Here is a 23,257-nt window from a genome sequence, read left to right on the forward strand (position 1 = left end):
CGTCCGAACGATCGGTTGCTATAGTCCGACCGCATGAACGGATCACGACTTGTCGCGACAGGTCACTACCAACCCGCCAGAATCCTGACCAACGACGAGCTGGCCGACCTGGTGGACACCAGCGACGAGTGGATCACGCAGCGCGTCGGCATCCGCACCCGCCACGTCGCCGCCCCGGACGAGACCGTGGCGGACCTGGCCCGCCACGCCGCCGCCAAGGCCCTCGCCGCGAGCGGCCTGGCCCCGTCCGCCGTGGACCTGCTGCTGGTCGCCACCTGCACGCAGACCGAGCGCGCGCCCAACGTCGCCTCCCGCGTCGCGGCCGCGCTGGGCGTCCCCGCCGCCGCGCTCGTCGACGTCGGCGTCTCCTGCTCCGGCTTCACCCACGCCCTCGCCCTCGCCGACCACGCCATCAAGGCCGGGGCCGCGACGAACGCCCTGGTCGTCGGCGCGGACCGGATGACCGCCGTCACCGACTGGACCGACCGCACCACGTGCGTGCTCACCGGCGACGGCGCCGGGGCCGCCGTGCTGACCGCGGCGGCACAGGCCGAGGTCGGGCCGGTCGTGTGGGGGTCGGCGCCCGAGCTGGGCTCGGCCGTGCGCATCGAGGGCACCCCCACCCGCTTCTCCCAGGACGGCCAGACCGTCTACCGCTGGGCCACCACCCGGCTGCCGGAGATCGCCCGGCGGGCCTGCGAACGCGGCGGCGTCCGGCCCGCGGACCTGGCGGCGGTCGTCCTGCACCAGGCGAACCTGCGCATCATCGAGCCGGTCGCGCAGCGCATCGGCGCGGTCAACGCCGTCGTCGCCAGGGACGTCGTCGAGTCGGGCAACACCTCGGCCGCCAGCGTCCCGCTCGCCCTGTCGAAGCTGCTGGAGCAGGGGACGGTGCCGAGCGGGGCGCCGATGTTGCTGTTCGGCTTCGGCGGCAACCTGTCCTACGCCGGCATGGTGGTGCGCTGCCCCTGACGGTGCTCGGCGAGCACCGCGCGCATGTCGGCGACCGCCCGCAACGTCCCCCGCACCGTGCCCGTCACCTTCGAGCGGCCCGCGCGCGGGTGGTAGCCGACGTCGGTCTCCGCCACCCGCCAGCCGGCCGCGGCGGCGCGCAGCACCATCTCCAGCGGGTAGCCGAAGCGCCGGTCGCGCAGCCCGAGGCCGAGCAGGTCGGCGCGGCGGCAGGCGCGCATCGGCCCGAGGTCGTGCACCGGCACCCCGGCGGCGCGGCGCAGGCGTCGGGCAAGCACGGCGTTCCCCAGGCGGGCGTGCGCCGGCCAGGCCCCGCGGTCACCGGCCGGCGCCGGCCCATCACCAGGTCCGCCTCGCCCGCGAGCACCGGGCCCGCGACGCGCGGGAGCAGGCGGGGGTCCAGCGAGGCGTCGGCGTCCATGAAGCAGACGACCTCGCCGGTGGCGGCCGTCAGCCCGGCGTGGCAGGCGGCGCCGAACCCCCGCACCGGCTCCCGCACGACCAGGGCCCCGTGGTCCGCGGCGACCTCGGCCGAGCCGTCGGTGGAGCCGTTGTCGACGACGACGGGGCGGTAGCCGGCGGGCATGCGGGCCAGCACCCACGGCAGCGCCTCGGCCTCGTCCAGACAGGGCAGCACGACATCGATCACCCCACGTACGCTAGGCGCGGCGGACGGCCGTTTTCCTTACGACCCGGTGACGTCCGGGACGGGCCGGCGTCATCGGCCCGCGAACTCCGCCATGCCGTCCGTGAAGGGGATCTCCGCGCGGAAACCCAGCTCCCGTGCGGCCTTGGCGGGAGAGGCGACGATGTGGCGGACGTCGCCGAGCCGGTACTCGCCGGTGGTCACCGGGGCCGGGCCGCCGGTCCGCGCGGCCAGCGCCGCGGCGAGCTCGCCGACCGTGCGCGGGACGCCGCTCGCGATGTTGTACGCCGTCAGCTCCCCCTCCGTCCCGGCCGCCAGCGCCAGGGCGTTGGCCCTGGCCACGTCCCGGACGTGCACGAAGTCGCGCCGCTGGGCCCCGTCCTCGAAGACGCGGGGCGCGCGCCCGGCCAGCAGGGCGGACAGGAACAACGAGGCGACGCCCGCGTACGGGGTGTCCCGGGGCATGCGGGGGCCGTAGACGTTGTGGTAGCGGAGGGAGACGGCGGTGCCGCCGGTCTCCCGCGCCCAGTTGGCGGCCAGGTGTTCCTGGGCGAGCTTGGTGGTGGCGTAGGCGTTGCGCGGGTCGGGCGGGGCGTCCTCGCCGATGACGGACGGGGCCAGGACGCTGCCGCAGACCGGGCAGCGCGGGTCGAACAGGCCGGCCGCCAGGTCCGCCGCGCGGCGCGGGCCGGGACGCACCCCGCCGTGGTGCGGGCAGTCGTAGGCGCCCTCGCCGTACACGACCATCGAGCCGGCCAGCACCAGGCGGCCGACGCCGTGCCTGGCCATGGCGGCGAGCAGGGCGGCGGTGCCGCAGACGTTGACGGAGGCGTAGCCGGGCAGGTCGGCGACGTCCACGCCGAGCCCGACCTTGGCCGCCTGGTGGATCACCGCGTCGACGCCCGGCAGGAGGCGGTCCAGCGTGGCCGGGTCCCGGACGTCGTCCCCGGTGGCGAGGTCGAGCGGCACGACCTCGTGGTCGAGGGTGTCGGCGATGTGGCCGCCGATGAAACCGGCCGCGCCGGTGAGGAGCACGCGCATGCCGCCGATCCAACACCGCGCGGGCGGGCGCGGATCTTACGGTTCGGTGATTCCGGCGGGCGCTCCAGGTGTTGCACGGGACGAGCCGGGCGAACACTGTGTAAGCATGCCAAGCGTCGACACGCTCGACGGCCTGCAGCGGGCCGTCGCCGAGTTCGTGACCGACCCCTTCGACCTGCCCGCGGAGCCGGCCGCGCTCGCCCGCGCCCGCCGCTCGCTCGACGGCTGCGGGCTCCTGCTGCTGGGCGAGGTGCACGGCGTCAGGGAGAACCCGCTGATCATCCTCGGCCTGATGCGGCTGCTCGGGCTGACCAGCCTGGCCCTGGAGTGGCCGGAGGACCTGGGGCCGCACCTCGACGCGTACCTGGCCGGGGAGGGCGGGCTGGACCACCCGATGTGGTGGCTGGGCGACGGCCGGGTGACGGCGGGGCACCTGGCGGTGCTGAAACGCGTCGACGGGCTGCGGGTCACGTTGTTCGACGGGGGGCCGTTCACCGGCGACTGGTCGCAGCGGGACGCGGCGATGGCGCGCCGGGTGCTGGCCGCGCGCGCCGAGCCGATGCTGGTCGTGGCGGGCAACGCGCACACCGGCACCTCGCCCAGCGACCTGGGGCTGCCCATGGGGGCGTGCCTGGCCAGCGCGCGGCCGGCGCTGGAGAGCGTGCGCATCGACTACGGCAGGGGCAGCTTCTACAACATCGAGCCGCGGCGCATCGACGCGCCGAGCGAGCCGGCCGGCCTGCGCGCCGGCGCGGACGGCGGCCTGGTGGTGGGGCTGCCCGAGTTCACCGAGGCCGTGGTGCCGCACCTGCCGATGGAGCTGCTGAAGGAGCGGCTGGGGTTCTGACCGGGACGGCGGGGGTTGCGTAGGCTGGGGCCGGCGCACGGTCGTGGAGGGCGGATGCGGGTCGGGATTCTGGGGCCGCTTCAGGTGGCGGGGGCCCAGGTGGGCGGGGCGCGGGTGCGGGCCCTGCTGGTACGGCTGGCGCTCGACCCCGGCCGGGTGGTCACCGCCGACCGGCTGATCGACGACCTGTGGCCGGCCGAGGCGCCCGCGCACCCCCTGGCGGCGCTGCAGTCGCTGGTGTCGCGGGCCCGCCGCGAGGCGCCCGGCGTCATCGGCTCGCATCCCGCCGGCTACCTGCTGGACGTGCCGCCCGGCGAGGTCGACGCCTGGGCGTTCGAGCGGCTGGCGCGCGGCGGCGAGGCGCGCCGGGCGCTGGCGTTGTGGCGGGGGCCGGCGCTCGCGGACGCGGCGGACCTGCCGTTCGCGGCGGCCCCCAAGGCGCGGCTGGAGGAGCTGCGGCTGGCCGCCCTGGCCACGCGCATCGCCGCCGACCTGGACGGAGCCGGGAGCGGCGGGCTCGCGGCCGAGCTGGAGGGGCCGGAAGGGCTGGAAGGGCCGGAAGAGCTGGAAGGGCTGGTCGCCGAGCTGGAGGGGCTGGTGGCCGCCTACCCGCTGCGGGAGGCGTTCCACGCGCTGCTGATGCGGGCCCTGACCGCGCGGGGGCGGCGCGGCGCGGCGCTGGTGGTCTTCGAGCGGATCAGAACGGCCCTGGCCGACGAGCTGGGCGCCGATCCCGGGCCCGAGCTGCGCGCGGCCCACCTGGAGGCGCTGCGCGAGCCGCCGGCCGCCCGGCGGGGCAACCTGCCGGCTCCCGTGACGAGCTTCGTGGGCCGCGCGGCCGACGTGGCCCGCCTCCGCGCCCTGCTCAGCCGACGTGACGACGGGGGCGCGCGGCTGGTGACGCTGGTGGGGCCCGGGGGCGCAGGGAAGACGCGGCTGGCGCTGGAGGCGGCGGCGGGCCTGGACGTCCCGGGCGGCGTGTGGCTGGTGGAGCTGGCGGCGGCCGACGGCGTGCGGGCGGCGCTGGAGAGCGTGCTCAGGACCAGCGACCCCGTGGCGGCCCTGCGCGCGGCCGAGCCGCTGGTCGTCCTGGACAACTGCGAGCACGTCGTCGACGAGGCGGCCCGGGTGGCGGAGTGGCTGCTGGCGGAGGTGGCGGGCCTGCGCGTCCTGGTGACCAGCCGGGAGCCGCTCGACATCCCCGGCGAGACGCTGCACCCCGTCCCGCCGCTGCCGGAGCCGCAGGCGGTGGAGCTGTTCGCGGCGCGCGCCGCGGCGGCCCGGCCGGGGCTGCGGGTGGAGCCGGAGCAGGCGGCGCGGATCTGCCGCGAGCTGGACGGCATCCCGCTGGCCATCGAGCTGGCCGCGGCCCGGCTGCGCACGATGCCGGTGCCGCTGCTCATCGAGCAGCTCGGCGACCGGCTGGCCCTGCGCGGCGGCCGCACCGCCGAGCCCCGGCACCGCACGCTGCGCGCGGTCATCGACTGGAGCTGGAACCTGCTCTCGGACGCCGAGCGCGAGCTGCTGCGCGGCCTGACCGTCTTCTCCGGCGGCGCGACGTACGAGGCGATCGCCCAGGTCTGCGGCGGCGGCCTGGACCTGCTGTCGTCGCTGGTGGACAAGTCGCTGCTCGCGGTCTCCGGCGACCGTTACACGATGCTGGAGACCATCCGCCAGTACGCCGCCGCCGACCTGCCGGAGCTCCGCCGCGCCCACGTCCGCTACTACACGGAGCTGGCCGAGGCCGCCGAGCCGCACCTGCGGACCGGTGGCCAGCTCGCCTGGCTGGCGACGCTGGACGCCGAGCGGGCCAACCTGGAGACCGCCCTGCGCCACTCCGACGACCCGCTCCGGCTCGTCCTGCCGCTGTTGTGGCCGTGGATCATGCGGGCCCGGCTGCGGGAGATGCGCGAGCAGGCCGCCGCGGTGCTGGCCCGGGTCGGGGACGTGCCGCCGCCGGGGAGGGAGCTGGCGCACGGGCTGTGCCGGATGCTGGTGGGCGAGCCGGCGTCGGCGGCCGTGCTCGGCTCCGACCATCCGGCGGCGCTGAACTTCTGGGCGATGGGCGCGGTGCTCGGCACCCCGGACGACGTGGTGGCCCTCACCGAGCGCGGCGCCGCGCGGCTGCGCGGGCATCCCGACCTGTGGACGAGGTCGGCGGCGCTGATGGTCGCGGGCCTGGCGCGCTTCGAGTACGGCGCGGTCACCGGCGCCGAGGACCTGCTGGAGCCGGCACTGGAGGGCTTCCGGCGCACCGGCGACCGGTGGGGCCAGTGGGCGGCGTACTACTGGCTGTCGCTGGTGGCCGAGAACCGCGGTGACTTCGCCGCCGCCGTCGCGCTCGCCGAGCGGCCGGGGCGGCTGGCGGACGAGCTGTCGGGCCTCGGGACGTCGCTCGGGCCGATGTCGTACCTGCTGCGGCTGGGTCAGCTGAGGGGCCGCGCGGGCGACCTCGCCGGGGCCGCGGCGACGCTGGCCGAGGCGCAGGAGGCCGCGACGCGCTCGCGCGACCGGGAGCTGACGGCCCGCGTCCTGCACGCCAGGGGCGAGCTGGCCCGGCGGCGCGGCGAGCGCGCGGCGGCGCGGCGGCTGCTGGAGGCGGCGCTCGCCCTGGAGGTCGAGGCGAGCCCGCAGTTCAGGGCGTTCCTCCAGGTCGAGCTGGCCCGGGTGAGCGAGCCGGCCAAGCCGCTGCGCGCGGCGCTGGAGCTGATGGACGGCTGCTCGGACCGGACCGCGCGGGCCACGGTGCTGGAGGGCGTGGCCGAGCACGTGGCGCCGGTGCTCGCGGCCGAGCTGCTGGGCGCGGCCCGGGCGCTGCGCGGGATCACCGCGTCGGCCGACCCCTACGTGCACGCCCTGGCCGCGCGCTGCCGGGAGGCGCTGGGCGCGGCGGGCTACGAGGCGGCGTCGGCGCGGGGCGCGGCGATGCCGAACCCGGAGAGGTACGCGCTGAGGCCGCTCTCGTCCCCGTGATAGCCGATGTAGCCGTCGGGCCGGACCAGCAGCACGCCCTCCTGACCGGGCAGCGGCGGCAGCACGGGCCACCCGTGCTCGCCGGTCACCTCGCCGACCAGCAGGAACCCGGTGCCGCGCTGCTCGGCGAAGTACGCCCCCAGCCGCTCGCCGCCGCGCTCCCCCGCCGACAGCGCGCTGCGGGGGTAGGCCAGGCCGAGCTGGTCGGTGTCGCCGCCGCGCTTGAGGTCGTTGTCGCGGTAGAGCCGGGTGCTGAGCCCGAGCACGTGCTCGGCCACCGCCATCCGCTCGTCCTCGTACGTCTCCAGCAGCGCCTCCCTGCCCAGCGCCAGCTTCCACCCCAGGTTGTACGCGTCCTGCACCCCGGTGTTGAGCCCCTGCCCGCCCGCGGGCGAGTGCACGTGGGCCGCGTCCCCGGCGAGGAACACCCGGCCCACCCGGAACCGGTCGGCCATCCGGATGTTGACCCGGTACTCCGAGCGCCACACGACCTCGTCGATCCGCACGTGCGGCGCGTGCTCGGCGACGAGCGCGAGCAGGTCGTCCCGCCCACTGTCCGGCCCACTGTCCCGCTCGCCGGCCCGCCCGCTGTGCGGGGCCACGAGCTGGAACACGTCGGTGCCGGGCAGCGGGCAGATCGAGAAGTGCACGCTCCGGCCGGCGAGCGACCCCCAGACGTGCCAGTGCTCGCGGTCCAGGTCGCGGGTCCTGATGTCGGCCAGCGACATGCGCTCGCTGTCGTAGGTCTCGCCGCGGAAGGGCACGCCGAGCCGCTTGCGCACGGTGCTCCGCCCGCCGTCGGCGGCCACCAGGTACGCGCTGCGCACCCGCTCGCCGGTGCCGAGCACGGCGGTGACGCCGTCGGCGTCCTGCTCCACGTCGGTCACCTCGGCCCCGAACTCGACCCGGTGCCCCAGCTCGGCCAGCCGGTCGCGCAGGATCGCCTCGGTCCGCCACTGCGGCTGCATGATCAGGTTGGGGTGGGGCACGCCGGCGGACGGCTCGCGCGGCTCGTCCATGCGGCCCTCCCACACCACCTGGTCGCCCTGGTAGGAACGCAGCGACGGGTACGGCCGGCCGGTGGCCAGGATCTCGTCGATCACGCCGAGGTCGTCGAAGACCTCCAGCGTGCGGGGCTGCAGGCCCTTGCCGCGCACCCCGGTGGGCGGCTCGGGCGAGCGCTCCACGATGCGCAGGTCGACGCCCCGGCGGGCGAGCTCGACGGCGAGGGTCAGCCCGGTCGGCCCGGAGCCGACGATCATCACGTGTGTCATGGGGACGACGATGCCGGGCGCCGCTGCCGGATCGCTGTCAGCCGCTGCCGGGGCTTCCCTCCGGGTGCCCGATACGTCAAGGTTGGCACCATCGAGACCGCGAGAAGAAGGAGACCTGTGGCCAGTCCTGGCAGTGTGGACGCTCGGGGAAGCGACTTCGCCCGACTAGCCCGTCGCATAGCGGACGCCGGTCTGTTGGACCGGCGTCCCTTTTATTACGCGGCGCGGATGACCGTCATCGTCATCGCCTACCTCGCCGCCTGGCTGCTGTTCGCCCTGGTGGGCGACTCGTGGCTGCAACTGCTGGTGGCGATCGTGCTGGCCGTGGTGTTCGCCCAGTTCGGCTTTCTCGCCCACGACCTCGGGCACCGGCAGGTCTTCCGCACCCGGAGCTCCAGCGACGTGGCCGGCCTGCTGTTCGGCAACCTCGCCATCGGGCTCGGGTGGGGCTGGTGGAACACCAAGCACAACCGGCACCACGCCAACCCCAACCACGAGGACCACGACCCGGACGTCTCCCCCGCCGTCATCGTCTTCTCCGCCGACCAGGTGGGCCGCAGCACCGGCCTGCCCCGGTTCGTCGCCCGCTACCAGGCGTACCTGTTCTTCCCGCTGCTCCTTCTCGAGGCCTGGCACCTGCACGTGGCCAGCGTGAAGGCGCTGCTCAAGCCGTCGGCGCGGCGGCGGTGGCCGGAGCTGGGGCTGCTGGCCGCGCACTTCGCCGCCTACTTCGGCATGGTCTTCGCGGTGTTGCCGCCGGGCAAGGCGATCGTGTTCCTGGTCGTGCACCAGGGGCTGTTCGGGCTGTACCTGGGGTGCACGTTCGCGCCCAACCACAAGGGCATGCCGGTGCTGACCAAGGAGGACAAGCTCGACTTCCTGCGCAAGCAGGTGCTCACCTCGCGCAACGTCCGGGGCGGCCCGTTCATGGACATCGCGCTCGGCCAGCTCAACTACCAGATCGAGCACCACCTGTTCCCGCACATGCCCGCGCCCAACCTGCGCCTGGCCCAGCCCATCGTGCAGCAGTACTGCGCGGAGATCGGCGTCAGCTACCTCCAGACCGGGCTGTTCGCCTCCTACCGGCAGGCGCTCGGCCACCTGCACGAGGTGGGGGCCCAGCTACGCTGACCCCTCCCCGTCGAGGCGGGCGCGCAGGGTGTCGCGGCGGCGCTCCAGGTCGGCGATCAGCTCGACCTGCTCGTCCGCCTGGCTGATCACCGCGGCCTTCTCGATCTGGTCCGTCGCGCCCATGTCGCGGATCTGCTCGCGGATCTCCTGGTTCTCGGCCCGCAGCCGGGCCAGGTCCGCCTCGACCTGGCGCAACTCATCCTCAGTGCTCATCCAACGACCGTACCCGTACAGAATGGCAGGCATGCGGAAGCCGTCCACCACCACGATCGCGTCGCTCGCGGCCGTCGCGGCGGTCGCGGCCGGCACGCTGCTCACCTACGCCTTCAGCGCCCCCGACCGGCAGCCGAACGCGCTGGACGTGCTGCTGCCGCTCGCCGCGATGGCCGCCACGCCGGCCAGGCGGCGCTTCCCCGTGCCGGCCCTCGTCGTGGTCGCGCTCGCGGTGGCGGCCTACTACCCGTGGGCGCGGCTGGACGGGCCGCTGATGGTGCTGGCGTTCGTGGCGCTCTACACCGCGGCCGACCGGGGGCACCTCACCGCGGCCATCGCGACGGGGGCGACGTTGCTGCTGGCCATGGGGCTCGGCGAGAGCGGCGGCACCCGGCACGTGGACGACAGCCTGTTCGTGGCGATCGCCGGCTGGGTGGTGGCGGCCATCGCGTTCGGCGGGGTGACGCGGACGCGGCGGGCGTACCTGCTGGAGGCCGAGCGGCGGGCGGCGGACGCCGAGCACAGCAAGGAGGAGGAGGCCAGGCGGCGCGAGAGCGAGGAGCGGCTGCGCATCGCGCGGGAGCTGCACGACGTGCTCGGCCACAACATCTCCATGATCAACGTGCAGGCGTCCGCGGCGCTGCACGGGCTGCAGAAACGGCCCGAGGACGCCGAGCGGGCGCTGCGCGCCATCAAGGACACCAGCAAGGAGACGCTGCGCGAGCTGCGCACCACGCTGGGCGTGCTGCGGCAGGTGGACGAGGACGCCCCCACCGCGCCCGCCGACAGCCTGGCCCGGGTGGACGCGCTGGTCGCGGCCTCGGGCCTGCGGGTGCGCACGGAGCTGGACGGGCCGCTCGGCGCGCTGCCGACCGAGGTCGACCTGGCCGGCGCGCGCATCGTCAGGGAGGCGCTGACGAACGTCTCCCGCCACTCCGGCGCGGCCGAGGCCCGGCTGTCGCTGGCCCGCCGGGCCGGTGAGCTCGTCATCCGGGTGGAGGACGACGGGCCCGGCGTCACGTACGACGGGGGCAGCGGCTTCGGCCTGCAGGGCATGCGCGAGCGCGCGGCGGCGCTCGGCGGCTCGCTGGAGGCCGGCCCGCGTCCCGAGGGCGGCTTCCGCGTCGTCGCCCGCCTGCCGATCGAAGGAGCCCGATGATCCGCGTGTTGCTCGCCGACGACCAGACCCTGGTACGGGCGGGGTTCCGCTCCATCCTCAGCGACGAGGACGACGTCGAGGTGGTCGCCGAGGCCCCCAACGGCGAGGCCGCCGTGTCCGGGGCCCGCGAGCACCGCCCTGACGTCGTGCTCATGGACATCCGCATGCCCGTGCTGGACGGGCTGGAGGCCACCCGCCGCATCGCCGGCGACCCCCGGCTGGACGGCGTCAAGGTGATCATCCTGACCACGTTCGACCTCGACGACTACGTGTACGGGGCGCTGCGCGCGGGCGCGAGCGGCTTCCTGGTGAAGGACACCGAGCCGGCCGAGCTGATCCACGCGGTGCGGGTGGTGGCGCGGGGCGACGCGCTGATCTCGCCGTCGGTGACCCGGCGGCTGATCTCGGAGTTCGCCGGCCGGGTGCGGCGGCCCGAGCCGGGCCCCGAGCTGAACGCGCTCACCGAGCGCGAGCGCGAGGTGATGACGCTGGTCGCGGCCGGGCTGTCCAACGACGAGATCGCGGCCCGGCTGGTGCTCAGCCCGGCCACGGCCAAGACGCACGTCAGCCGGATCATGACGAAGCTGGCGGTGCGCGACCGGGCCCAGCTCGTGGTGCTCGCCTACGAGGCCGGCATGATCACGCCGGGGTGGCTTACCACCTGAGTGGTACGCCGGGCGGGCGCCCGCAACCCCGGTGGTACGCCCGGTGCCCGCTCCGGTGGGACGCGGCGGGCCTGGCCGTACCCGGATGCTGCCTGGCATGGAAACGGTGGACCTCGCACGCCTGCAGTTCGCGCTCACCGCGGGCGCGCATTTTCTCTTCGTCGCGCTCACGCTGGGCCTGGCGACGCTGGTGGCCCTGCTGCAGACCCGGGCGACGCTCACCCGCAGCCCGGTCCACCTGCGGATGACCCGGTTCTGGGGCCAGCTCTACCTGATCAACTACGCCATGGGCATCGTCACCGGCCTGGTGATGGAGTTCCAGCTCGGGCTGGCGTGGAGCGGCCTCACCGAGTACGCGGGCAACGTCTTCGGCTCGGCGCTGGCCGTCGAGACGCTGGTGGCGTTCTTCGTCGAGTCCACGTTCCTCGGGTTGTGGATCTTCGGCTGGAACCGGCTGAACCGGTGGGCGCACCTGGCGCTGATCTGGGTGGTGACGCTGACCGCGTACGCGTCGGCGTTCTGGATCATGGTGGCGAACGGGTTCCTCCAGCACCCGGCGGGCCACGTGCCGGACGGCGCGGCGCTGCGGCTGGCCGACCTCGGCGCGATGGCCGGCAACCCGGCGGCGCAGCTCGCGTTCTGGCACGTCATGGGCGGGGCGATGCTCACCGGCGGCTTCTTCATGGCCGGGGTGAGCGCGTACCACCTGCGGAGGCGCACGCCCGAGCAGGACTTCTTCCGCAAGTCGCTGCGGCTCGGGCTCGGGCTGGCGCTGCCGGCGGCGATGTTCACGGTGACGTTCGGCGGGCTGCAGTTCCAGACCATGCAGCCGTCGAAGGTCGCGGTCTGGTCGGGCCGGACGGAGCTGATGGCCGAGGCGCAGACCGCGATGACGGCCCTGCACGGGCCCGGCGACTGGCTGCCGCCGGTGGCCGGGGTGCGCGTGGCGGGCGTGCTGATGATGGTGCTCTGGGTGGTCATGATCATGGTGGCGGGGACGGGCGTGCCGCTGATGGCGTTCCGGCCGGTGGTGCGGGCCTTCCGGCCCTGGCACTGGCTGCTGACGCTGATGATCCCGGTGCCGTTCGTCACGATGCTGGCCGGGTGGGTGTTCCGCGAGATGGGCCGGCAGCCGTGGGCCGTCTACGGCCTGCTCACCACGGCCGAGGCGATGTCGCCGGTGACCCCGGCCCAGATCCGGGTGTCGCTGGCGGCGTTCGTGACGGTGTTCGCGGTGCTCGTCGCGGTCAACTACTGGCTGCTGGCCCGGCACGCGAGGCGCGGGCCGGGCGCGGTCGCGCTCGGCGGCACGCCGGTCGAGGCCGCCCCCGCCGCCCCCGTCCCGGCGTTCTGAGCGGGATCGTCATGGAGATCTTCGTTCTGGCGTTCTTCGCGCTCGGCTACCTCGTGCTCGCCGGCGCCGACATCGGGGTCGGCATGACCCTGCCCTACCTGGGGCGGACGGCGGCCGAGCGGCGCGAGGTGATCGCCGCGATCGCGCCGTTCTTCCTGGGCAACGAGGTGTGGCTGGTGACGGCCGCCGGCGTGCTCGCCGGGCTGTTCCCCGAGCTGGAGGGCGAGCTGCTGAGCGGCAACTACACCCTGGTGGTGGCGCTGGTGCTGTCCTGGGTGGTGCGGGACATGGGGCTGTGGCTGCGCGGACGGGTCGAGCGGGCGGGCTGGCAGGCGCTCTGCGACGGCGCGACCGTCGCCGGGAGCTGGGGCCTCGCGCTGACGTGGGGGCTGCTGCTCAGCCACGTGCTGCTCGGCCTGACCGGGCCGGTCACCGTGCTGCCCGCGCTGGTGGTGGCGGCGCTGTTCGGCACCCACGGGCTGGCCTTCGCCGCGCTGCGGCTGCGCGGCGGGCTCCGCGAGCGGGCGGGCGTGTTGTCCGGCGGGGCCGGGGAGGCGCGGACGTACGCGCTGACCGCGGCGGCGCTGCTGGCCGTCGGGGTGCTGGCGGGCCTGCGCCTTCCCCTGCATCCGGGCACGTCGGGGCCGGTGCTGGTGCCGGTGGTCCTGGCGCTCGTCCCGTTCCTGGTGGCGGCCCAGGGCTGGGTGTGGTGGACCTTCCGGCACCGGGTCACCGGACCGTCGTACCTGTGATCAGAAGAGCGGCACGCCGTCCCTGGTGAGCCTCCAGTTCTGGACGGCGAAGCCAGCCGGGTCGATGGTGCCCTCGGCGGTGGCGTGCTCGATGAGCGCCTGCCGGATCTCCACCTGCGCGTTGTACAGGACGGGGGCGGTGGTGACGTGCGGGAAACCGCCGCCGCCCGACTGGCGGTAGTTGTTGATGGCGACCACGAACTCCTTGTCGGCCGGGACCGGCTGCCCGTCGTGGGTGAGGTTCGCGACGCGCTGCCCGACCGGCTTGCTGACGTCGATGTCGTAGGAGACGCCGGAGAGCTGGTCGTAGTTGTAGTCCGGGGTGCCGGCGGCGTTGGTCAGCTTGGTCACGTCCACCGGGTCGCCGGGGGCGAGCTGGTTGAAGTACTTCGCCGAGTACTCCAGGTAGTCCTTGAGCTGCGCGCCGGTCAGCTTGATCGCCAGCAGCGTGTTGTCGTAGACGTACAGGCCCGCGACGTCCCTGACCCGGATGTCGCCGGCGGGGAAGACGGCCGAGCGGCTGAACGGGGCCGCGATCGACAACACCGGCAGCGTGTTGTCCGGCAGCGCCTGCTTGACGGTCTCGGTCTGCACCTGCTGGATGTAGTCGAGGATCGGCGTGTCCTTGTACGGCGACTCGGCCGCCGACAGCTCCTGCGCCGACTTGGCCACGACCTTGTTGACGTAGCCGACCGTGGTGTCGTGCTGCGGCTTCAGCAGCGCGACGATCTTCGGGTCCTCGGCGACGGTGTTGGTGTTGATCGTGGTCGAGGACTTGCCGGTCACCGCCCACCCGCCGCGCTGCTTGGTGAGCTGGAAGTCCAGCCGGGACAGGCGCTGGCCCCACTTGCCCGGCTCGGTCAGCAGCACCTGCTGCCCGGTGACCTTGTTGGTGACGAAGCGCTGCGGCACGTCGTTGTGCGCGTGCCCGAACAGCACCGCGTCCACGCCCGGCACCTGCTCGGCGACCATCGCGGAGGCGTTCTCGACCGGCAGGTCGCCGCCGTAGGAGGACATGCCGTTGTCGCCCGCGTGCGCGGTCACGACGACCACGTCCGCGCCGAGGCCGCGGATGACCGGCACCCACTTCCGCGCCGACTCGACCAGGTCGGTGAAGCGCAGTTTGCCCTCGACGTTGGCCTTGTCCCAGATGGCCACGCCGGGGTTGGTGAGGCCGAGCACGCCGACCTTGACCGGCTTCTCGCCCGCGACCTTCATGGTCTTGATGACGAACGGCTGGTACGCCGGCAGCCCCGAGCGGTCGCGGACCGCGTTCGCGCCCAGCACCGGGGCCTTCATCTGCTTGATCCAGGTGGCGAGCAGCGGCAGACCGTAGTTGAACTCGTGGTTGCCCAGGGTCACGGCGTCGTAGCCGATGGCGTTCATGGCCTTGGCCATCGGGTGGGTCTGGCCGGTCTCGGTGATCGGCTCGACCTTGGCGTAGTAGTACGCCAGCGGGGTGCCCTGGATGGTGTCGCCGGAGTCGAACAGCAGCGTGCGGTCCGCCCCGCGCTCGGCCCTGATCTGGTTGACCAGGGTGGACACCTTGGCCAGGCCGACGCTGTTGCCGGCGCTGTCGGCGTAGCCGGCGTCCTTGAAGTAGTCCCAGTTCAGGGCGTTGCTGTGGAGGTCGGAGGTGCCCATGACGGTGACGGTGACCGTCTTCGCGGGCCCGGCCTCGGCGGGGAGCGCCACCAGGGCCAGCGCGGTCAGCGTGGCGGCCCCGGCGAGGGCGAGCTTCTTGGTCTGCATGCCCGGGAGGGTAATCGGGACAAATTACTCGGTGATTACGATTCTCCCGGCAGCTCCCGCGTCAGGAAGCCGCGGATCAGCGCGGTGATCTCCGCCGGGCGCTCGTGCAGCACCACGTGACCGCTGTCCAGCTCGGCGTACTCGCTGCCGGGGATCGCGGCGTGCATCGCGCGGGCGTGCTCGACCGGGATCAGGTAGTCGCGGGTGTTGCCGACGACCAGCGTGGGCGCGGTGATCTTCGGGAGCAGGTCGCGGACGTCCGCCTTCAGGTCCAGCTCGATCTGGCGGAGCGTGCCGGGCGGCGCCTCCCCCATGAGCGCCGCGGTCCCGGCCGCGCGGACGAACTCCGGGCTGAAGGCCACCAGCGGCCCGTACGCGGCGAAGCTCTCGGGGTCGGTGCGGGCCAGCCGCGCCCAGGTGCGCAGGCCCAGTTCGAGACGGTCGTCGGCGAGGTGCGTCCAGCCCGCGATGAGGATCAGCCGCCGGACCAGCTCGGGCCGCTCGGCGGCGAGCTTCGCGGCCACGACCGCGCCCAGGGAGAAGCCGACCAGGTCGGACGGGCCCTCGAAGGCCGCGGCGACCTGCCCGGCGAGCAGGTCCAGCGTCAGCTCGCCGCCGGGGTCGGCGCTCGCGCCGCTGCCCGCGTAGTCGGGCGTGATGACGGTGCGGAGGTCGGCCAGGCCGGGCACGAGGTGGGCCCAGTTGGTGGCGGCGTCGCCGCCGGTGCCGTGGACCAGGACCAGGCCGGGGCCCTCGCCCGCCCGGCCGTAGTGGACGGGTCCCGCGGGGTGCTGTGCGATGGGCATGTCCGCTCCTCAGAGGTTGCCGCCGCCGGTGGCGTCGATCGTGCTGCCGGTGATGAAGCTCGCCTGCGGGGAGGCGAGGAAGGCGACCGCGCCGGCGATCTCCTCGGGGCGGCCGACGCGGCCGAGCGCGTGCCGGCTCGCCGCGTACGCGGCCGCCTCGGGGTCGCCGCGCAGCCAGGCGGCGTTGGCGTCGGTGTCGATGATGCCGGGGGCGACGTCGTTGACCGTGATGCCGCGCGGCCCGAGCTCCTTGGCCAGGGCCAGGGTGAACGTGCGCAGGGCGCCCTTGGTCATCGCGTAGGCGATGCCCTCGGGGAAGGCGATGCGGGTCGCGCCGGAGGTGATCGTGATGATCCGGCCGCCGTCCGGGATCAGCGGCAGCAGCCGCCTGGTCAGGAAGAACGGGCCTTTGACGTTGACCGCGAAGACCCGGTCGTAGGTCTGCGGCGTCTCCTCGGCGATCGGGCCGGAGCCGGCGATGCCGGCGTTGTTGACCAGCACGTCCAGCGCCGGGAAGGCGTCCGCGACGTGGTCGGCGAGCCGTTCGGTGTCCGCCGGGTCGCCGAGGTCGGCGCGGACGGCGAAGGCGCTGCCGCCCGCCTGTTCGATGCGGCCGGTCACCTCCTTGGCGGCGGTGTCGTCGGCGGTGTAGGTGAGCGCGACGCGGAAGCCGTCCGCGGCCAGGCGCAGCGCGACGGCGCGGCCGATCCCTCTGCTGCCGCCCGTCACGAGGGCAGTCCTCATCCCTGGATCCCCTTTCTGTAGTGATCGCTACAGAAACCATAATATAGCGATCGCTATAGAATGAGGGCATGGCCAGACAGCGGGCATTCGACAGGGACACGGCGCTGGAGCAGGCGCTGCGGGCGTTCTGGCGGCACGGCTACGAGGCGACCTCGGTCGCCGAGCTGACCGCCGCCATGGGCATCAAGCCGCCCAGCCTGTACGCCGCCTTCGGCGACAAGCGGCGGCTGTTCGAGGAGGTCGTCGCCCGCTACCAGCGCACCTACGGCGCCTTCACCACCCGGGCCCTGGCCGAGGAGCCCACCGGGCGGCAGGCGATCGAGCGGGTGCTGCGGGAGGCCGCCGCCGAGTACGCCAGCGACGAGCACCCGCGCGGCTGCATGGTCATCTCCTCGGCGGTCAACTGCGGGCCGGAGTCCGCCGAGGTGGAGGAGCTGCTGCGCGGCTTCCGCGAGGAGGCCAAGGCCGCGCTCAAGCGGCGCATCGACGAGGACGCGGCGGCGGGCCGCCTCCCGGCCGCCACGGACACGGCCGGGCTCGCGACCTTCTACGCCGCCGTCATCCAGGGCATGTCCACCCAGTCGAGGGACGGGGCGGGGCTCGCCGAGCTGCGGCGCGTCGCCGCGCTCGCCATGGCGGCCTACCCCGCTCCTCCTGGAGCCTGACCTACTGGAACTTCACGGAGGCGTCCTCGGGGGCGATCTCCGGCGGGGAGGCCCGCAGCCAGCGGCAGCCGTGCGGCCCCAGCGGCACCGTCACCACGGCGTCCTCCGGCACGTCGAGGGTGCCGTCCACCAGCAGGTCCGTGAGCTGGTTGCCCTCCAGGCCCGGCAGCTTCAGCTCCACGTCCACCGCCGTGTCGCACAGGTTGTGGACGACCACGACGGAGGCCCCGTCGGCGTCGCAGCGGTGCGCGAGGACCGCGTCGTGCCCGCTGTCCAGCACCGTGTACTCGCCCCACGCCAGCTCCGGGCACTCCCGGTAGCGCTCGATGAGGAGCTGGAACCAGCGCAGCAGCGAGGCGGTGTCCCGCTTCTGGTCGGCCACGTTGACCCGGTCGGGGGCGAAGGAGCCCTCGGGGATCTCGCGCACCGGCTCGGCCGGGCTGAACCCGCCGTCGGACGACCACTGCATGGGGATGCGGACCGCGAGCCTGCCCTCCTCCTCCAGGTTCTCGCCCATGCCGATCTCCTCGCCGTAGAAGATCACGGGGGTGCCGGGCAGGGAGAACAGCAGGCTGTAGGCCATCTTGATGCGCCGCAGGTCACCGCCGAGCATGGTCGGCAGGCGGCGGCGCAGGCCCCGGCCGAAGATCTGCATGTCCTTCTCGGGGCCGAACGCCTGGAAGACCTCCTCACGCTCCTCGTCGGTCAGCTTGTCGAGGGTCAGCTCGTCGTGGTTGCGGAGGAACATCGCCCACTGGCAGTCCTTGGGGGGCGCGGGGCGTTCGCGGAGCGCGTCGGCGAGGGGGCGGGCGTCCTGGCGGGCCATCGACAGCCAGGCCTTCTGCATGCCGATGAAGTCGAAGCACATGGTGACCTGGTCGCCGAGGCCGTCGCCGAAGTAGCGGATTAACTCCGGATAGGGCACGTTGACCTCGCCGAGCAGGATCGAGCCGCCCTTGCGCCGGGTCATGAACGCCCGCAGGTCCTGGAGGAACTCGTGCGGGTCGGGCAGCTTCGGGTCCACGTTCTCGATGAGGAACGGCACGGCGTCCACCCGGAAGCCCGACAGGCCCAGCTCCATCCAGAACCCGAGGATGCGGGTGATCTCGTCCCTGACCTCGGGGTTGGCCACGTTGAGGTCCGGCTGGTGCTTGTAGAAGCTGTGCAGGTAGTACTGCTCGGAGCCCTCGTCCCACTGCCAGATGGAGTCCTCCTTGTCGGGGAAGACCACCTTGCTCGGGTCGTCCGGCTCCGGCTTGTCGGACCAGACGTACCAGTCGCGGAAGGGGGAGTCCTTGCTGCTGCGCGACTCCTTGAACCAGGGGTGCTGGTCGGAGGTGTGGTTGACGACCAGGTCCGCGATGACCCGCAGGCCCCGGTCGTGGGCGGTGCGCATGAACTCCACGAAGTCGCCCAGCGTGCCGAGGCGGGGGTCGACGCTGTAGAAGTCGGTGATGTCGTAGCCGTCGTCCCGGTTGGGGGTCGGGAAGAACGGCATCAGCCACAAGCACGTCACACCGAGCCCGGCCAGGTAGTCGATCTGCTGCGTGAGCCCGCGGAAGTCGCCGACCCCGTCACCGTTGCCGTCCTTGAAGGTCTCCACGTCGAGGCAATAGACGACGGCGTTCTTCCACCAGACGTCGGAGGTGTACGTCAGTCGCATCGTGCCCGACTACCCCTCCTCCGGCGATTCACGCGAGCGATCGCACCGCCCGCTCGACGAGGTGCCTGCCGAGCAGGTCGACGCCGAAGGCGGCGGTGCGATTGCCGATCGGATTTCGCTCATGCTGTCGATCCGGGTCCGGCGGGCGGGTTTTACTGGTGGCACACCCGTGGAGCCGAGCGCCCGAAGGGACGATGATCATCGTGCAGACCATCACGCTCAGCGAGCTGACGCAGGATCTCGTGGCCTGGATGACCTACGACGGCACCGCCATCGACTTCACCCGGCGGCTGCGCGGCGGCGAGTCCTGGGAGCAGTGGTCGGTGGTGCAGTTCCTGCACTGGCAGCTCACCACGGGCGGCCGCACCGACCTCGACTACGAGCGCGACGTCCGCCGCGGACGCCGCAGGGGCCGGCGCTACGACGTCGTCTACAACCGCGACCCCTCCTCCGCCGGCGCGAACCCCGTCTACACCTCCTGGAAGTGCCGCGACGAGGGCGACGACGCGGCGCGCGAGATCGAGCGGGACATGGACGCGCTCGCCGCCGACCTCACCGCGGTCCAGCGGGACTCGCCGGTGCCGATCGTGCCGCTGCTGGTCGTCCTCAGCCCGGACGACGTGGCCTTCCCCGGGGTCGTGGTGAAGTCGGTGCCCAACTGCGCCACCCGGCTGCACCTGTCGACGGACGTCACCTGGAAGTCCCGCCCGCTGCCGTGAGTCTCAGGCGGGCGGCGGGCCGAGCTTGGCGGCCACGGCGTCGAGGACCCATTCGAGGCCGGTCGCGAACGACTCCTCGGCGCCCACCTCCGTGCCGTCGTGCACGGCCCTGGCCAGCGCCGGGTAGCGGCCGGTGGCCAGCATCCGGGTCACGTACGCGCCGTTGGCGAGCTGCCAGTCGCGCTCGGACAGGCCCGTGGCGCGCTCGGCCCGCAGGTGCGCGATCTCGATCCTGATCGCGCCGATGACGTAGGCGTTGACGGTCTCGACGGCGCGGCGCACGGTGTCGAGGTCGGCGAGGCCGTCGAGGGCGGCCAGCATGGCCTCCGTCGCGGCGAGGGCGTTGGGGCCGAGGGTGGGACGGCCGCCGAGCAGGTCGGCCAGCCACTCGTGGCGGCGGGCGGCCTGCCGGAGGCGGTGGGCGCGCTCGCGCAGCACCTCGCGCCAGCCGCCGGCGGGCGGCCCGTCGGGCAGGAGCTCGCCGTGGACCTCGTCCACCATGAGGTCGAACAGCTCCTCCTTGGTGGAGATGTACCCGTAGAGCCGCATCGGCCCGGCGTCGAGCCGGGCGGCGACCTTGCGCAGCGACACCGCCTCCAGTCCGCCCTCGTCGGCCAGCGCGAGGGCGGCGGCGACGATGCGCTCGCGGTCGAGCGGCACGGGCGCGGGCCGGGACGGCGGCTCGGGCCGGTCCCACACAGTCATGGATACATCGTACTGTTGCGATACGCCGTATCGACAAATACAGTGTATCGACATGAGTCCTCGTATCGCCGTGGTCGGGGCCGGCCCCGCCGGCCTCACCCTCGCCCGCGTCCTGCACCGCCACGGCCACCCCGTGACGGTCCTCGAACGCGACCCCGCCCCCGACGCCCGCCCTCAGGGCGGCACCCTCGACCTGCACGAAGGGCTGGGCCAGCGCGCGCTGGACAAGGCCGGCCTGCTGCCGGAGTTCCGCGAGCTGGCGCGGCCCGAGGGCGAGGCCATGCGCATCCTGGCCCCCGACGGGACCGTCCTCCGTGACTGGCCGGCCAGGGACGACGGCCCCGGACAGCCCGAGATCGACCGCGGCCAGCTCCGCGACCTGCTGCTCGGCCCCCTCGACGTGCAGTGGGGCCGCGGCGTGGCCGAGGTGGTGCCGGGCGGCCCGCCCGAAGGCGCGCTGGTCAGGTTCGCCGACGGGCGGGAGGAGAGGTACGACCTGGTGGTCGGCGCCGACGGGGCCTGGTCCAGGGTCCGCCCGGCGCTGTCGTCCGCGACCCCGGAGTACACCGGCGTCGCCTACGTCGAGACCGGCCTGGACGACGTCGACACCCGTCATCCCGACCTCGCCCGCCTGGTCGGCGACGGCTCGACGGCGGTCTACGGCGTCAACCGCGGCCTCGTCGCCCAGCGCAACAGCGGCGGCCACGTCAAGGTGTACGCCCAGTTCCGCGCCCCGCTGGACTGGACCGACGGCCTGGACCTGGCCGACGCCGAGGCCGTCAGGTCACGCCTGCTGGCCATGTTCGACGGCTGGGCCGGCTCCGTCCTGGACCTGCTGCGCCACGGGACCGCCTTCACCTACCGCGCCCTGCACGTGCTGCCCGTGCCGCACACCTGGACGCACGTGCCGGGGGTGACGCTGCTGGGCGACGCCGCCCACCTGATGCCGCCGCTCGGGGTGGGGGCGAACCTCGCGATGCTGGAAGGGGCCGAGCTGGCCGAGTCCGTGCTCGCGGGTCCCGACCGGCTGGACGCGGCCGTGCGCGCCTTCGAGGAGCAGATGTGGGAGCGGGCCACCCGGTGGGCGCGGTTCGCGGCGGCCGGCCTGGAGCGTCTCGTCAGCCCCGACCCGGCCGCGGCCCTCGCCCTGTTCGACGAGCTCCAGCCCGCCTGAGCCGCGCGGCCGGCACGGTCAGGCGTCCCAGGTGACGGGCAGGCTCTTGACCCCGTAGATGTCGGCCGCCTCCGGCCGCAACGCCACCTCCTCCGCCGGCACCGCCAGCCGCAGCCCCGGGAACCGCGCGAACAACGCCGGCAACGCCACCCGCAACTCCACCCGCGCCAGCTGCTGCCCCAGACACTGATGAACGCCGTGGCTGAAGGCCAGATGACCGCCCTCGCGCCGGCCCAGGTCCAGCCGGTGCGGATCGGCGAACCGGGCCGGATCCCGGTTGGCCACGCTCAACGACACGATCACCGTCGTGCCCGCCTCGATGACGTGACCGTCCTCCAGCACCACGTCCTCCAGCGCCACCCGGAAGAACTGCTTGGCCACCGACAGGTAGCGCAGCAGCTCCTCCACCGCCCCGTCCACCAGCGACGGATCCCCCAGCGCCGCCGCCTGGCCCGGGTTCTGCAACACCGCGAAGGTGCCCAGCGCCAGCATGTTGGCGGTCGTGTCGAACCCGGCCGACAACAGGATCAGCGCCATCCCGCGCAGCTCCTCGTCATCGAAGTCGCCGTCCAGCAGGTCACTGAGCACGTCGTCGGTCGGCTCGGCCCGCTTGGCCGCCACCAGCTCGGCCAGGTACTCCTGGGTGGCGGTGTAGGCGGCGTACAGCTCCTCGTCACTGACCTCGCCGCCAAGGAAGGCGTCGATGTTGTCCTGGAAGCGGCCCCGGTCGGCGTACGGCACCCCCAGCAGCTCACAGATCACGATCGCCGGGATGGGCTTGGCGAACGCGGTCACCAGGTCGGCGCCCGGCCCGGCCTGCTGCATCGCGTCCAGGTGCGCGGCGGTGATCTGCTCGACGCGTTCGGTCAGCAGCCGCATCCGCCGCACCGTGAACTTGCCGACCAGGGGCTTGCGGTAGCGGCCGTGCCGGGGCTCGTCCATCAGCAGGAACTCGCCGGGCGGGGCCGGCGGCACCTCGACGTCGCCGTAGTCGACGAGCGGGTGGTGCTTCATCAGCTCGCGGCGGGAGCTGAAACGCGGGTCGGCCAGGATCGTGCGGGCCAGGTCGAACCCGGTCACCAGCCGGCCCTGGTGGCCGTCGGGGAAGGTGAAGCGGCTGATCGGGCCGTGCTCGCGGGCCTCGATGAGCTCCTTGGGCGGGTCGAACGGGCAGCCGGGCGTACGCGCCGTCGGCATCGCCGGGACGGTGTGCATGTTCGGTTCCTTTCAGGAGATCTTGCGGCGGTAGGTGTTCATGGCGAAGACGTAGGCGACGACGAGGATGCCGACGCACCAGGCGAGCGCGACCCAGATGTCGTTGCCGACCGGCTGCCCGGCGAACAGGGCGCGGATGGCGTTGACGATGCTGGTCACCGGCTGGTTGTCGGCGAAGACGCGCACCACGGTGGGCATCGTGTCGGTGGGCACGAACGCCGAGCTGAGGAACGGCAGGAAGATCAGCGGGTAGGAGAACGCGCTCGCGCCCTCCATCGTCTTGGCCGACAGGCCGGGGATGACGGCGATCCAGGTCAGCGCCAGCGTGAACAGGACCAGGATGCCCGCCACCGACAGCCACGCCGTCACGCCCGCCCCCGAGCGGAAGCCCATGAGCAGGGCCACCAGCATGACGACCACGAGCGAGACCAGATTGGCCACCAGTGAGGTCAGCACGTGCGCCCACAGCACCGACGAGCGGGCGGTGGGCATCGACTGGAAGCGCTCGAAGATGCCGCCCTTCATGTCCATGAACAGCCGGTAGGCGGTGTAGGCGATGCCGGAGGCGACCGTGATGAGCAGGATGCCGGGCAGCATGTAGTTGACGTAGGAGGTGCCGGAGCCGATGTTGATCGCGCCGCCGAAGACGTAGACGAACATCAGCATCATGGCGATCGGCATCACCGCGGTGGTGATGATGGTGTCGGGGCTGCGGGTGATGTGGCGCAGGGACCGTCCCAGCAGGACGGCGGTGTCGCCGAAGAAGTGCTTGCTCATGGCGGGTTCC

The 23,257-nt window shown here is 73.5% G+C and carries 23 protein-coding genes and 1 pseudogene; 11 read left to right on the top strand and 13 right to left on the bottom strand.

Going from position 1 to position 23,257, the window contains the following annotated elements:
• Nucleotides 1-33: 33 nt before the first annotated feature.
• Nucleotides 34-972, top strand: a complete 939-nt coding sequence (locus MF672_RS06705) for a beta-ketoacyl-ACP synthase 3 (protein ID WP_242374790.1) — start codon at nucleotides 34-36, stop codon at nucleotides 970-972.
• Here MF672_RS06705 and MF672_RS06710 read toward each other — a convergent pair.
• The 3 genes and pseudogenes from MF672_RS06710 to MF672_RS06720 all read right to left on the bottom strand — a co-directional run bounded on the left by MF672_RS06710 (nucleotide 942) and on the right by MF672_RS06720 (nucleotide 2,659).
• Entirely contained in the window at nucleotides 942-1,250 is a 309-nt protein-coding gene (locus MF672_RS06710; protein WP_247815500.1) for a glycosyltransferase family protein, read from the bottom strand. The two genes, MF672_RS06705 and MF672_RS06710, sit on opposite strands and share 31 nt — an antisense overlap.
• Before the next feature lie 68 nt (nucleotides 1,251-1,318).
• Nucleotides 1,319-1,558: pseudogene (locus MF672_RS06715) on the bottom strand (glycosyltransferase); the annotation flags it as partial.
• Between the two features lie 132 nt (nucleotides 1,559-1,690).
• On the bottom strand, nucleotides 1,691-2,659 hold the full coding sequence (locus MF672_RS06720; protein ID WP_242374788.1) for an NAD-dependent epimerase/dehydratase family protein: 969 nt from the start codon (nucleotides 2,657-2,659) through the stop codon (nucleotides 1,691-1,693).
• Between the two features lie 106 nt (nucleotides 2,660-2,765).
• Between MF672_RS06720 and MF672_RS06725 the strand changes: the two genes are divergently transcribed.
• Entirely contained in the window at nucleotides 2,766-3,506 is a 741-nt protein-coding gene (locus tag MF672_RS06725) for a TraB/GumN family protein (protein WP_242374787.1), read from the top strand.
• A gap of 54 nt (nucleotides 3,507-3,560) precedes the next feature.
• Nucleotides 3,561-6,479, top strand: coding sequence for an ATP-binding protein (locus MF672_RS06730; RefSeq protein ID WP_242374786.1), 2,919 nt, complete (start codon nucleotides 3,561-3,563; stop codon nucleotides 6,477-6,479).
• On the opposite strand, the gene MF672_RS06735 is transcribed toward MF672_RS06730, so the two are convergent.
• Entirely contained in the window at nucleotides 6,401-7,753 is a 1,353-nt protein-coding gene (locus tag MF672_RS06735) for an FAD-dependent monooxygenase (RefSeq protein WP_242374785.1), read from the bottom strand. The genes MF672_RS06730 and MF672_RS06735 overlap by 79 nt on opposite strands.
• Before the next feature lie 228 nt (nucleotides 7,754-7,981).
• On the opposite strand from MF672_RS06735, the gene MF672_RS06740 reads away from it, so the two are divergent.
• Entirely contained in the window at nucleotides 7,982-8,884 is a 903-nt protein-coding gene (locus MF672_RS06740) for a fatty acid desaturase family protein (RefSeq protein ID WP_242374784.1), read from the top strand.
• On the opposite strand, the gene MF672_RS06745 is transcribed toward MF672_RS06740, so the two are convergent.
• A complete protein-coding gene (locus MF672_RS06745) occupies nucleotides 8,876-9,097 on the bottom strand; it encodes a hypothetical protein (RefSeq protein ID WP_242374783.1) in 222 nt (73 codons plus the stop codon). The two genes, MF672_RS06740 and MF672_RS06745, sit on opposite strands and share 9 nt — an antisense overlap.
• A gap of 31 nt (nucleotides 9,098-9,128) precedes the next feature.
• Here MF672_RS06745 and MF672_RS06750 point away from each other — a divergent pair, with 31 nt between their 5' ends.
• The 4 genes from MF672_RS06750 to MF672_RS06765 all read left to right on the top strand — a co-directional run bounded on the left by MF672_RS06750 (nucleotide 9,129) and on the right by MF672_RS06765 (nucleotide 13,027).
• Nucleotides 9,129-10,256, top strand: coding sequence for a sensor histidine kinase (locus MF672_RS06750; RefSeq protein WP_242374782.1), 1,128 nt, complete (start codon nucleotides 9,129-9,131; stop codon nucleotides 10,254-10,256).
• Nucleotides 10,253-10,921, top strand: a complete 669-nt coding sequence (locus tag MF672_RS06755; RefSeq protein WP_242374781.1) for a response regulator — start codon at nucleotides 10,253-10,255, stop codon at nucleotides 10,919-10,921. The genes MF672_RS06750 and MF672_RS06755 overlap by 4 nt, the downstream gene beginning before the upstream one ends.
• Nucleotides 10,922-11,018: 97 nt before the next feature.
• Nucleotides 11,019-12,275, top strand: a complete 1,257-nt coding sequence (locus MF672_RS06760) for a cytochrome ubiquinol oxidase subunit I (RefSeq protein WP_242374780.1) — start codon at nucleotides 11,019-11,021, stop codon at nucleotides 12,273-12,275.
• 11 nt (nucleotides 12,276-12,286) lie between these two features.
• Nucleotides 12,287-13,027, top strand: a complete 741-nt coding sequence (locus MF672_RS06765; protein ID WP_242374779.1) for a cytochrome d ubiquinol oxidase subunit II — start codon at nucleotides 12,287-12,289, stop codon at nucleotides 13,025-13,027.
• Here the strand turns inward: MF672_RS06765 and MF672_RS06770 are convergent, their stop codons facing one another.
• Genes MF672_RS06770 through MF672_RS06780 form a run of 3 tightly spaced genes read right to left on the bottom strand, consistent with a single transcriptional unit; the run spans nucleotide 13,028 to nucleotide 16,329 of the window.
• Nucleotides 13,028-14,779 (bottom strand): bifunctional metallophosphatase/5'-nucleotidase, encoded by a 1,752-nt coding sequence (locus MF672_RS06770; RefSeq protein ID WP_242374778.1) that lies wholly within the window; start codon nucleotides 14,777-14,779, stop codon nucleotides 13,028-13,030. It lies immediately after the preceding gene.
• 35 nt (nucleotides 14,780-14,814) lie between these two features.
• Nucleotides 14,815-15,585, bottom strand: coding sequence for an alpha/beta fold hydrolase (locus MF672_RS06775; RefSeq protein ID WP_242374777.1), 771 nt, complete (start codon nucleotides 15,583-15,585; stop codon nucleotides 14,815-14,817).
• Between the two features lie 9 nt (nucleotides 15,586-15,594).
• Nucleotides 15,595-16,329: an SDR family NAD(P)-dependent oxidoreductase gene (locus tag MF672_RS06780; RefSeq protein WP_242374776.1), complete on the bottom strand. Its 735-nt coding sequence runs from the start codon at nucleotides 16,327-16,329 to the stop codon at nucleotides 15,595-15,597.
• A gap of 68 nt (nucleotides 16,330-16,397) precedes the next feature.
• Here MF672_RS06780 and MF672_RS06785 point away from each other — a divergent pair, with 68 nt between their 5' ends.
• Entirely contained in the window at nucleotides 16,398-16,994 is a 597-nt protein-coding gene (locus tag MF672_RS06785) for a TetR/AcrR family transcriptional regulator (protein WP_242374775.1), read from the top strand.
• A gap of 1 nt (nucleotide 16,995) precedes the next feature.
• Here the strand turns inward: MF672_RS06785 and MF672_RS06790 are convergent, their stop codons facing one another.
• Entirely contained in the window at nucleotides 16,996-18,657 is a 1,662-nt protein-coding gene (locus MF672_RS06790) for an alpha-amylase family protein (protein ID WP_242374774.1), read from the bottom strand.
• Between the two features lie 28 nt (nucleotides 18,658-18,685).
• Entirely contained in the window at nucleotides 18,686-18,859 is a 174-nt protein-coding gene (locus MF672_RS06795; RefSeq protein ID WP_242374773.1) for a hypothetical protein, read from the bottom strand.
• A 1-nt stretch (nucleotide 18,860) separates the two neighbouring features.
• Between MF672_RS06795 and MF672_RS06800 the strand changes: the two genes are divergently transcribed.
• Complete coding sequence (locus tag MF672_RS06800) at nucleotides 18,861-19,376, top strand: hypothetical protein (RefSeq protein ID WP_242374772.1); 516 nt, start codon at nucleotides 18,861-18,863, stop codon at nucleotides 19,374-19,376.
• A gap of 3 nt (nucleotides 19,377-19,379) precedes the next feature.
• Here MF672_RS06800 and MF672_RS06805 read toward each other — a convergent pair whose 3' ends face one another.
• Nucleotides 19,380-20,081: a TetR/AcrR family transcriptional regulator gene (locus tag MF672_RS06805; protein ID WP_242374771.1), complete on the bottom strand. Its 702-nt coding sequence runs from the start codon at nucleotides 20,079-20,081 to the stop codon at nucleotides 19,380-19,382.
• Nucleotides 20,082-20,133: 52 nt separating this feature from the next.
• Between MF672_RS06805 and MF672_RS06810 the strand changes: the two genes are divergently transcribed.
• Nucleotides 20,134-21,255 carry an FAD-dependent oxidoreductase gene (locus MF672_RS06810; RefSeq protein ID WP_242374770.1) on the top strand — a complete coding sequence of 374 codons (1,122 nt, stop codon included), beginning with the start codon at nucleotides 20,134-20,136 and terminating at the stop codon, nucleotides 21,253-21,255.
• Nucleotides 21,256-21,273: 18 nt separating this feature from the next.
• On the opposite strand, the gene MF672_RS06815 is transcribed toward MF672_RS06810, so the two are convergent.
• Both MF672_RS06815 and MF672_RS06820 read right to left on the bottom strand, forming a co-directional pair.
• Nucleotides 21,274-22,470, bottom strand: a complete 1,197-nt coding sequence (locus MF672_RS06815) for a cytochrome P450 (RefSeq protein ID WP_242374769.1) — start codon at nucleotides 22,468-22,470, stop codon at nucleotides 21,274-21,276.
• 12 nt (nucleotides 22,471-22,482) lie between these two features.
• A complete protein-coding gene (locus MF672_RS06820; protein WP_242374768.1) occupies nucleotides 22,483-23,247 on the bottom strand; it encodes an ABC transporter permease in 765 nt (254 codons plus the stop codon).
• Between the last annotated feature and the right edge of the window lie 10 nt (nucleotides 23,248-23,257).

This window comes from Actinomadura luzonensis (genome assembly GCF_022664455.2).
Taxonomy (GTDB): domain Bacteria; phylum Actinomycetota; class Actinomycetes; order Streptosporangiales; family Streptosporangiaceae; genus Nonomuraea; species Nonomuraea luzonensis.

Bases quoted from the DNA above. Each gene is read 5' to 3' on its own strand.
- MF672_RS06705 (WP_242374790.1), top strand. From the start codon at position 34: ATGAACGGATCACGACTTGTCGCGACAGGTCACTACCAACCCGCCAGA.
- MF672_RS06720 (WP_242374788.1), bottom strand. From the start codon at position 2,659: ATGCGCGTGCTCCTCACCGGCGCGGCCGGTTTCATCGGCGGCCACATC.
- MF672_RS06725 (WP_242374787.1), top strand. From the start codon at position 2,766: ATGCCAAGCGTCGACACGCTCGACGGCCTGCAGCGGGCCGTCGCCGAG.
- MF672_RS06730 (WP_242374786.1), top strand. From the start codon at position 3,561: ATGCGGGTCGGGATTCTGGGGCCGCTTCAGGTGGCGGGGGCCCAGGTG.
- MF672_RS06735 (WP_242374785.1), bottom strand. From the start codon at position 7,753: ATGACACACGTGATGATCGTCGGCTCCGGGCCGACCGGGCTGACCCTC.
- MF672_RS06740 (WP_242374784.1), top strand. From the start codon at position 7,982: ATGACCGTCATCGTCATCGCCTACCTCGCCGCCTGGCTGCTGTTCGCC.
- MF672_RS06745 (WP_242374783.1), bottom strand. From the start codon at position 9,097: ATGAGCACTGAGGATGAGTTGCGCCAGGTCGAGGCGGACCTGGCCCGG.
- MF672_RS06750 (WP_242374782.1), top strand. From the start codon at position 9,129: ATGCGGAAGCCGTCCACCACCACGATCGCGTCGCTCGCGGCCGTCGCG.
- MF672_RS06755 (WP_242374781.1), top strand. From the start codon at position 10,253: ATGATCCGCGTGTTGCTCGCCGACGACCAGACCCTGGTACGGGCGGGG.
- MF672_RS06760 (WP_242374780.1), top strand. From the start codon at position 11,019: ATGGAAACGGTGGACCTCGCACGCCTGCAGTTCGCGCTCACCGCGGGC.
- MF672_RS06765 (WP_242374779.1), top strand. From the start codon at position 12,287: ATGGAGATCTTCGTTCTGGCGTTCTTCGCGCTCGGCTACCTCGTGCTC.
- MF672_RS06770 (WP_242374778.1), bottom strand. From the start codon at position 14,779: ATGCAGACCAAGAAGCTCGCCCTCGCCGGGGCCGCCACGCTGACCGCG.
- MF672_RS06775 (WP_242374777.1), bottom strand. From the start codon at position 15,585: ATGCCCATCGCACAGCACCCCGCGGGACCCGTCCACTACGGCCGGGCG.
- MF672_RS06780 (WP_242374776.1), bottom strand. From the start codon at position 16,329: ATGAGGACTGCCCTCGTGACGGGCGGCAGCAGAGGGATCGGCCGCGCC.
- MF672_RS06785 (WP_242374775.1), top strand. From the start codon at position 16,398: ATGGCCAGACAGCGGGCATTCGACAGGGACACGGCGCTGGAGCAGGCG.
- MF672_RS06790 (WP_242374774.1), bottom strand. From the start codon at position 18,657: ATGCGACTGACGTACACCTCCGACGTCTGGTGGAAGAACGCCGTCGTC.
- MF672_RS06795 (WP_242374773.1), bottom strand. From the start codon at position 18,859: ATGATCATCGTCCCTTCGGGCGCTCGGCTCCACGGGTGTGCCACCAGT.
- MF672_RS06805 (WP_242374771.1), bottom strand. From the start codon at position 20,081: ATGACTGTGTGGGACCGGCCCGAGCCGCCGTCCCGGCCCGCGCCCGTG.
- MF672_RS06810 (WP_242374770.1), top strand. From the start codon at position 20,134: ATGAGTCCTCGTATCGCCGTGGTCGGGGCCGGCCCCGCCGGCCTCACC.
- MF672_RS06815 (WP_242374769.1), bottom strand. From the start codon at position 22,470: ATGCACACCGTCCCGGCGATGCCGACGGCGCGTACGCCCGGCTGCCCG.
- MF672_RS06820 (WP_242374768.1), bottom strand. From the start codon at position 23,247: ATGAGCAAGCACTTCTTCGGCGACACCGCCGTCCTGCTGGGACGGTCC.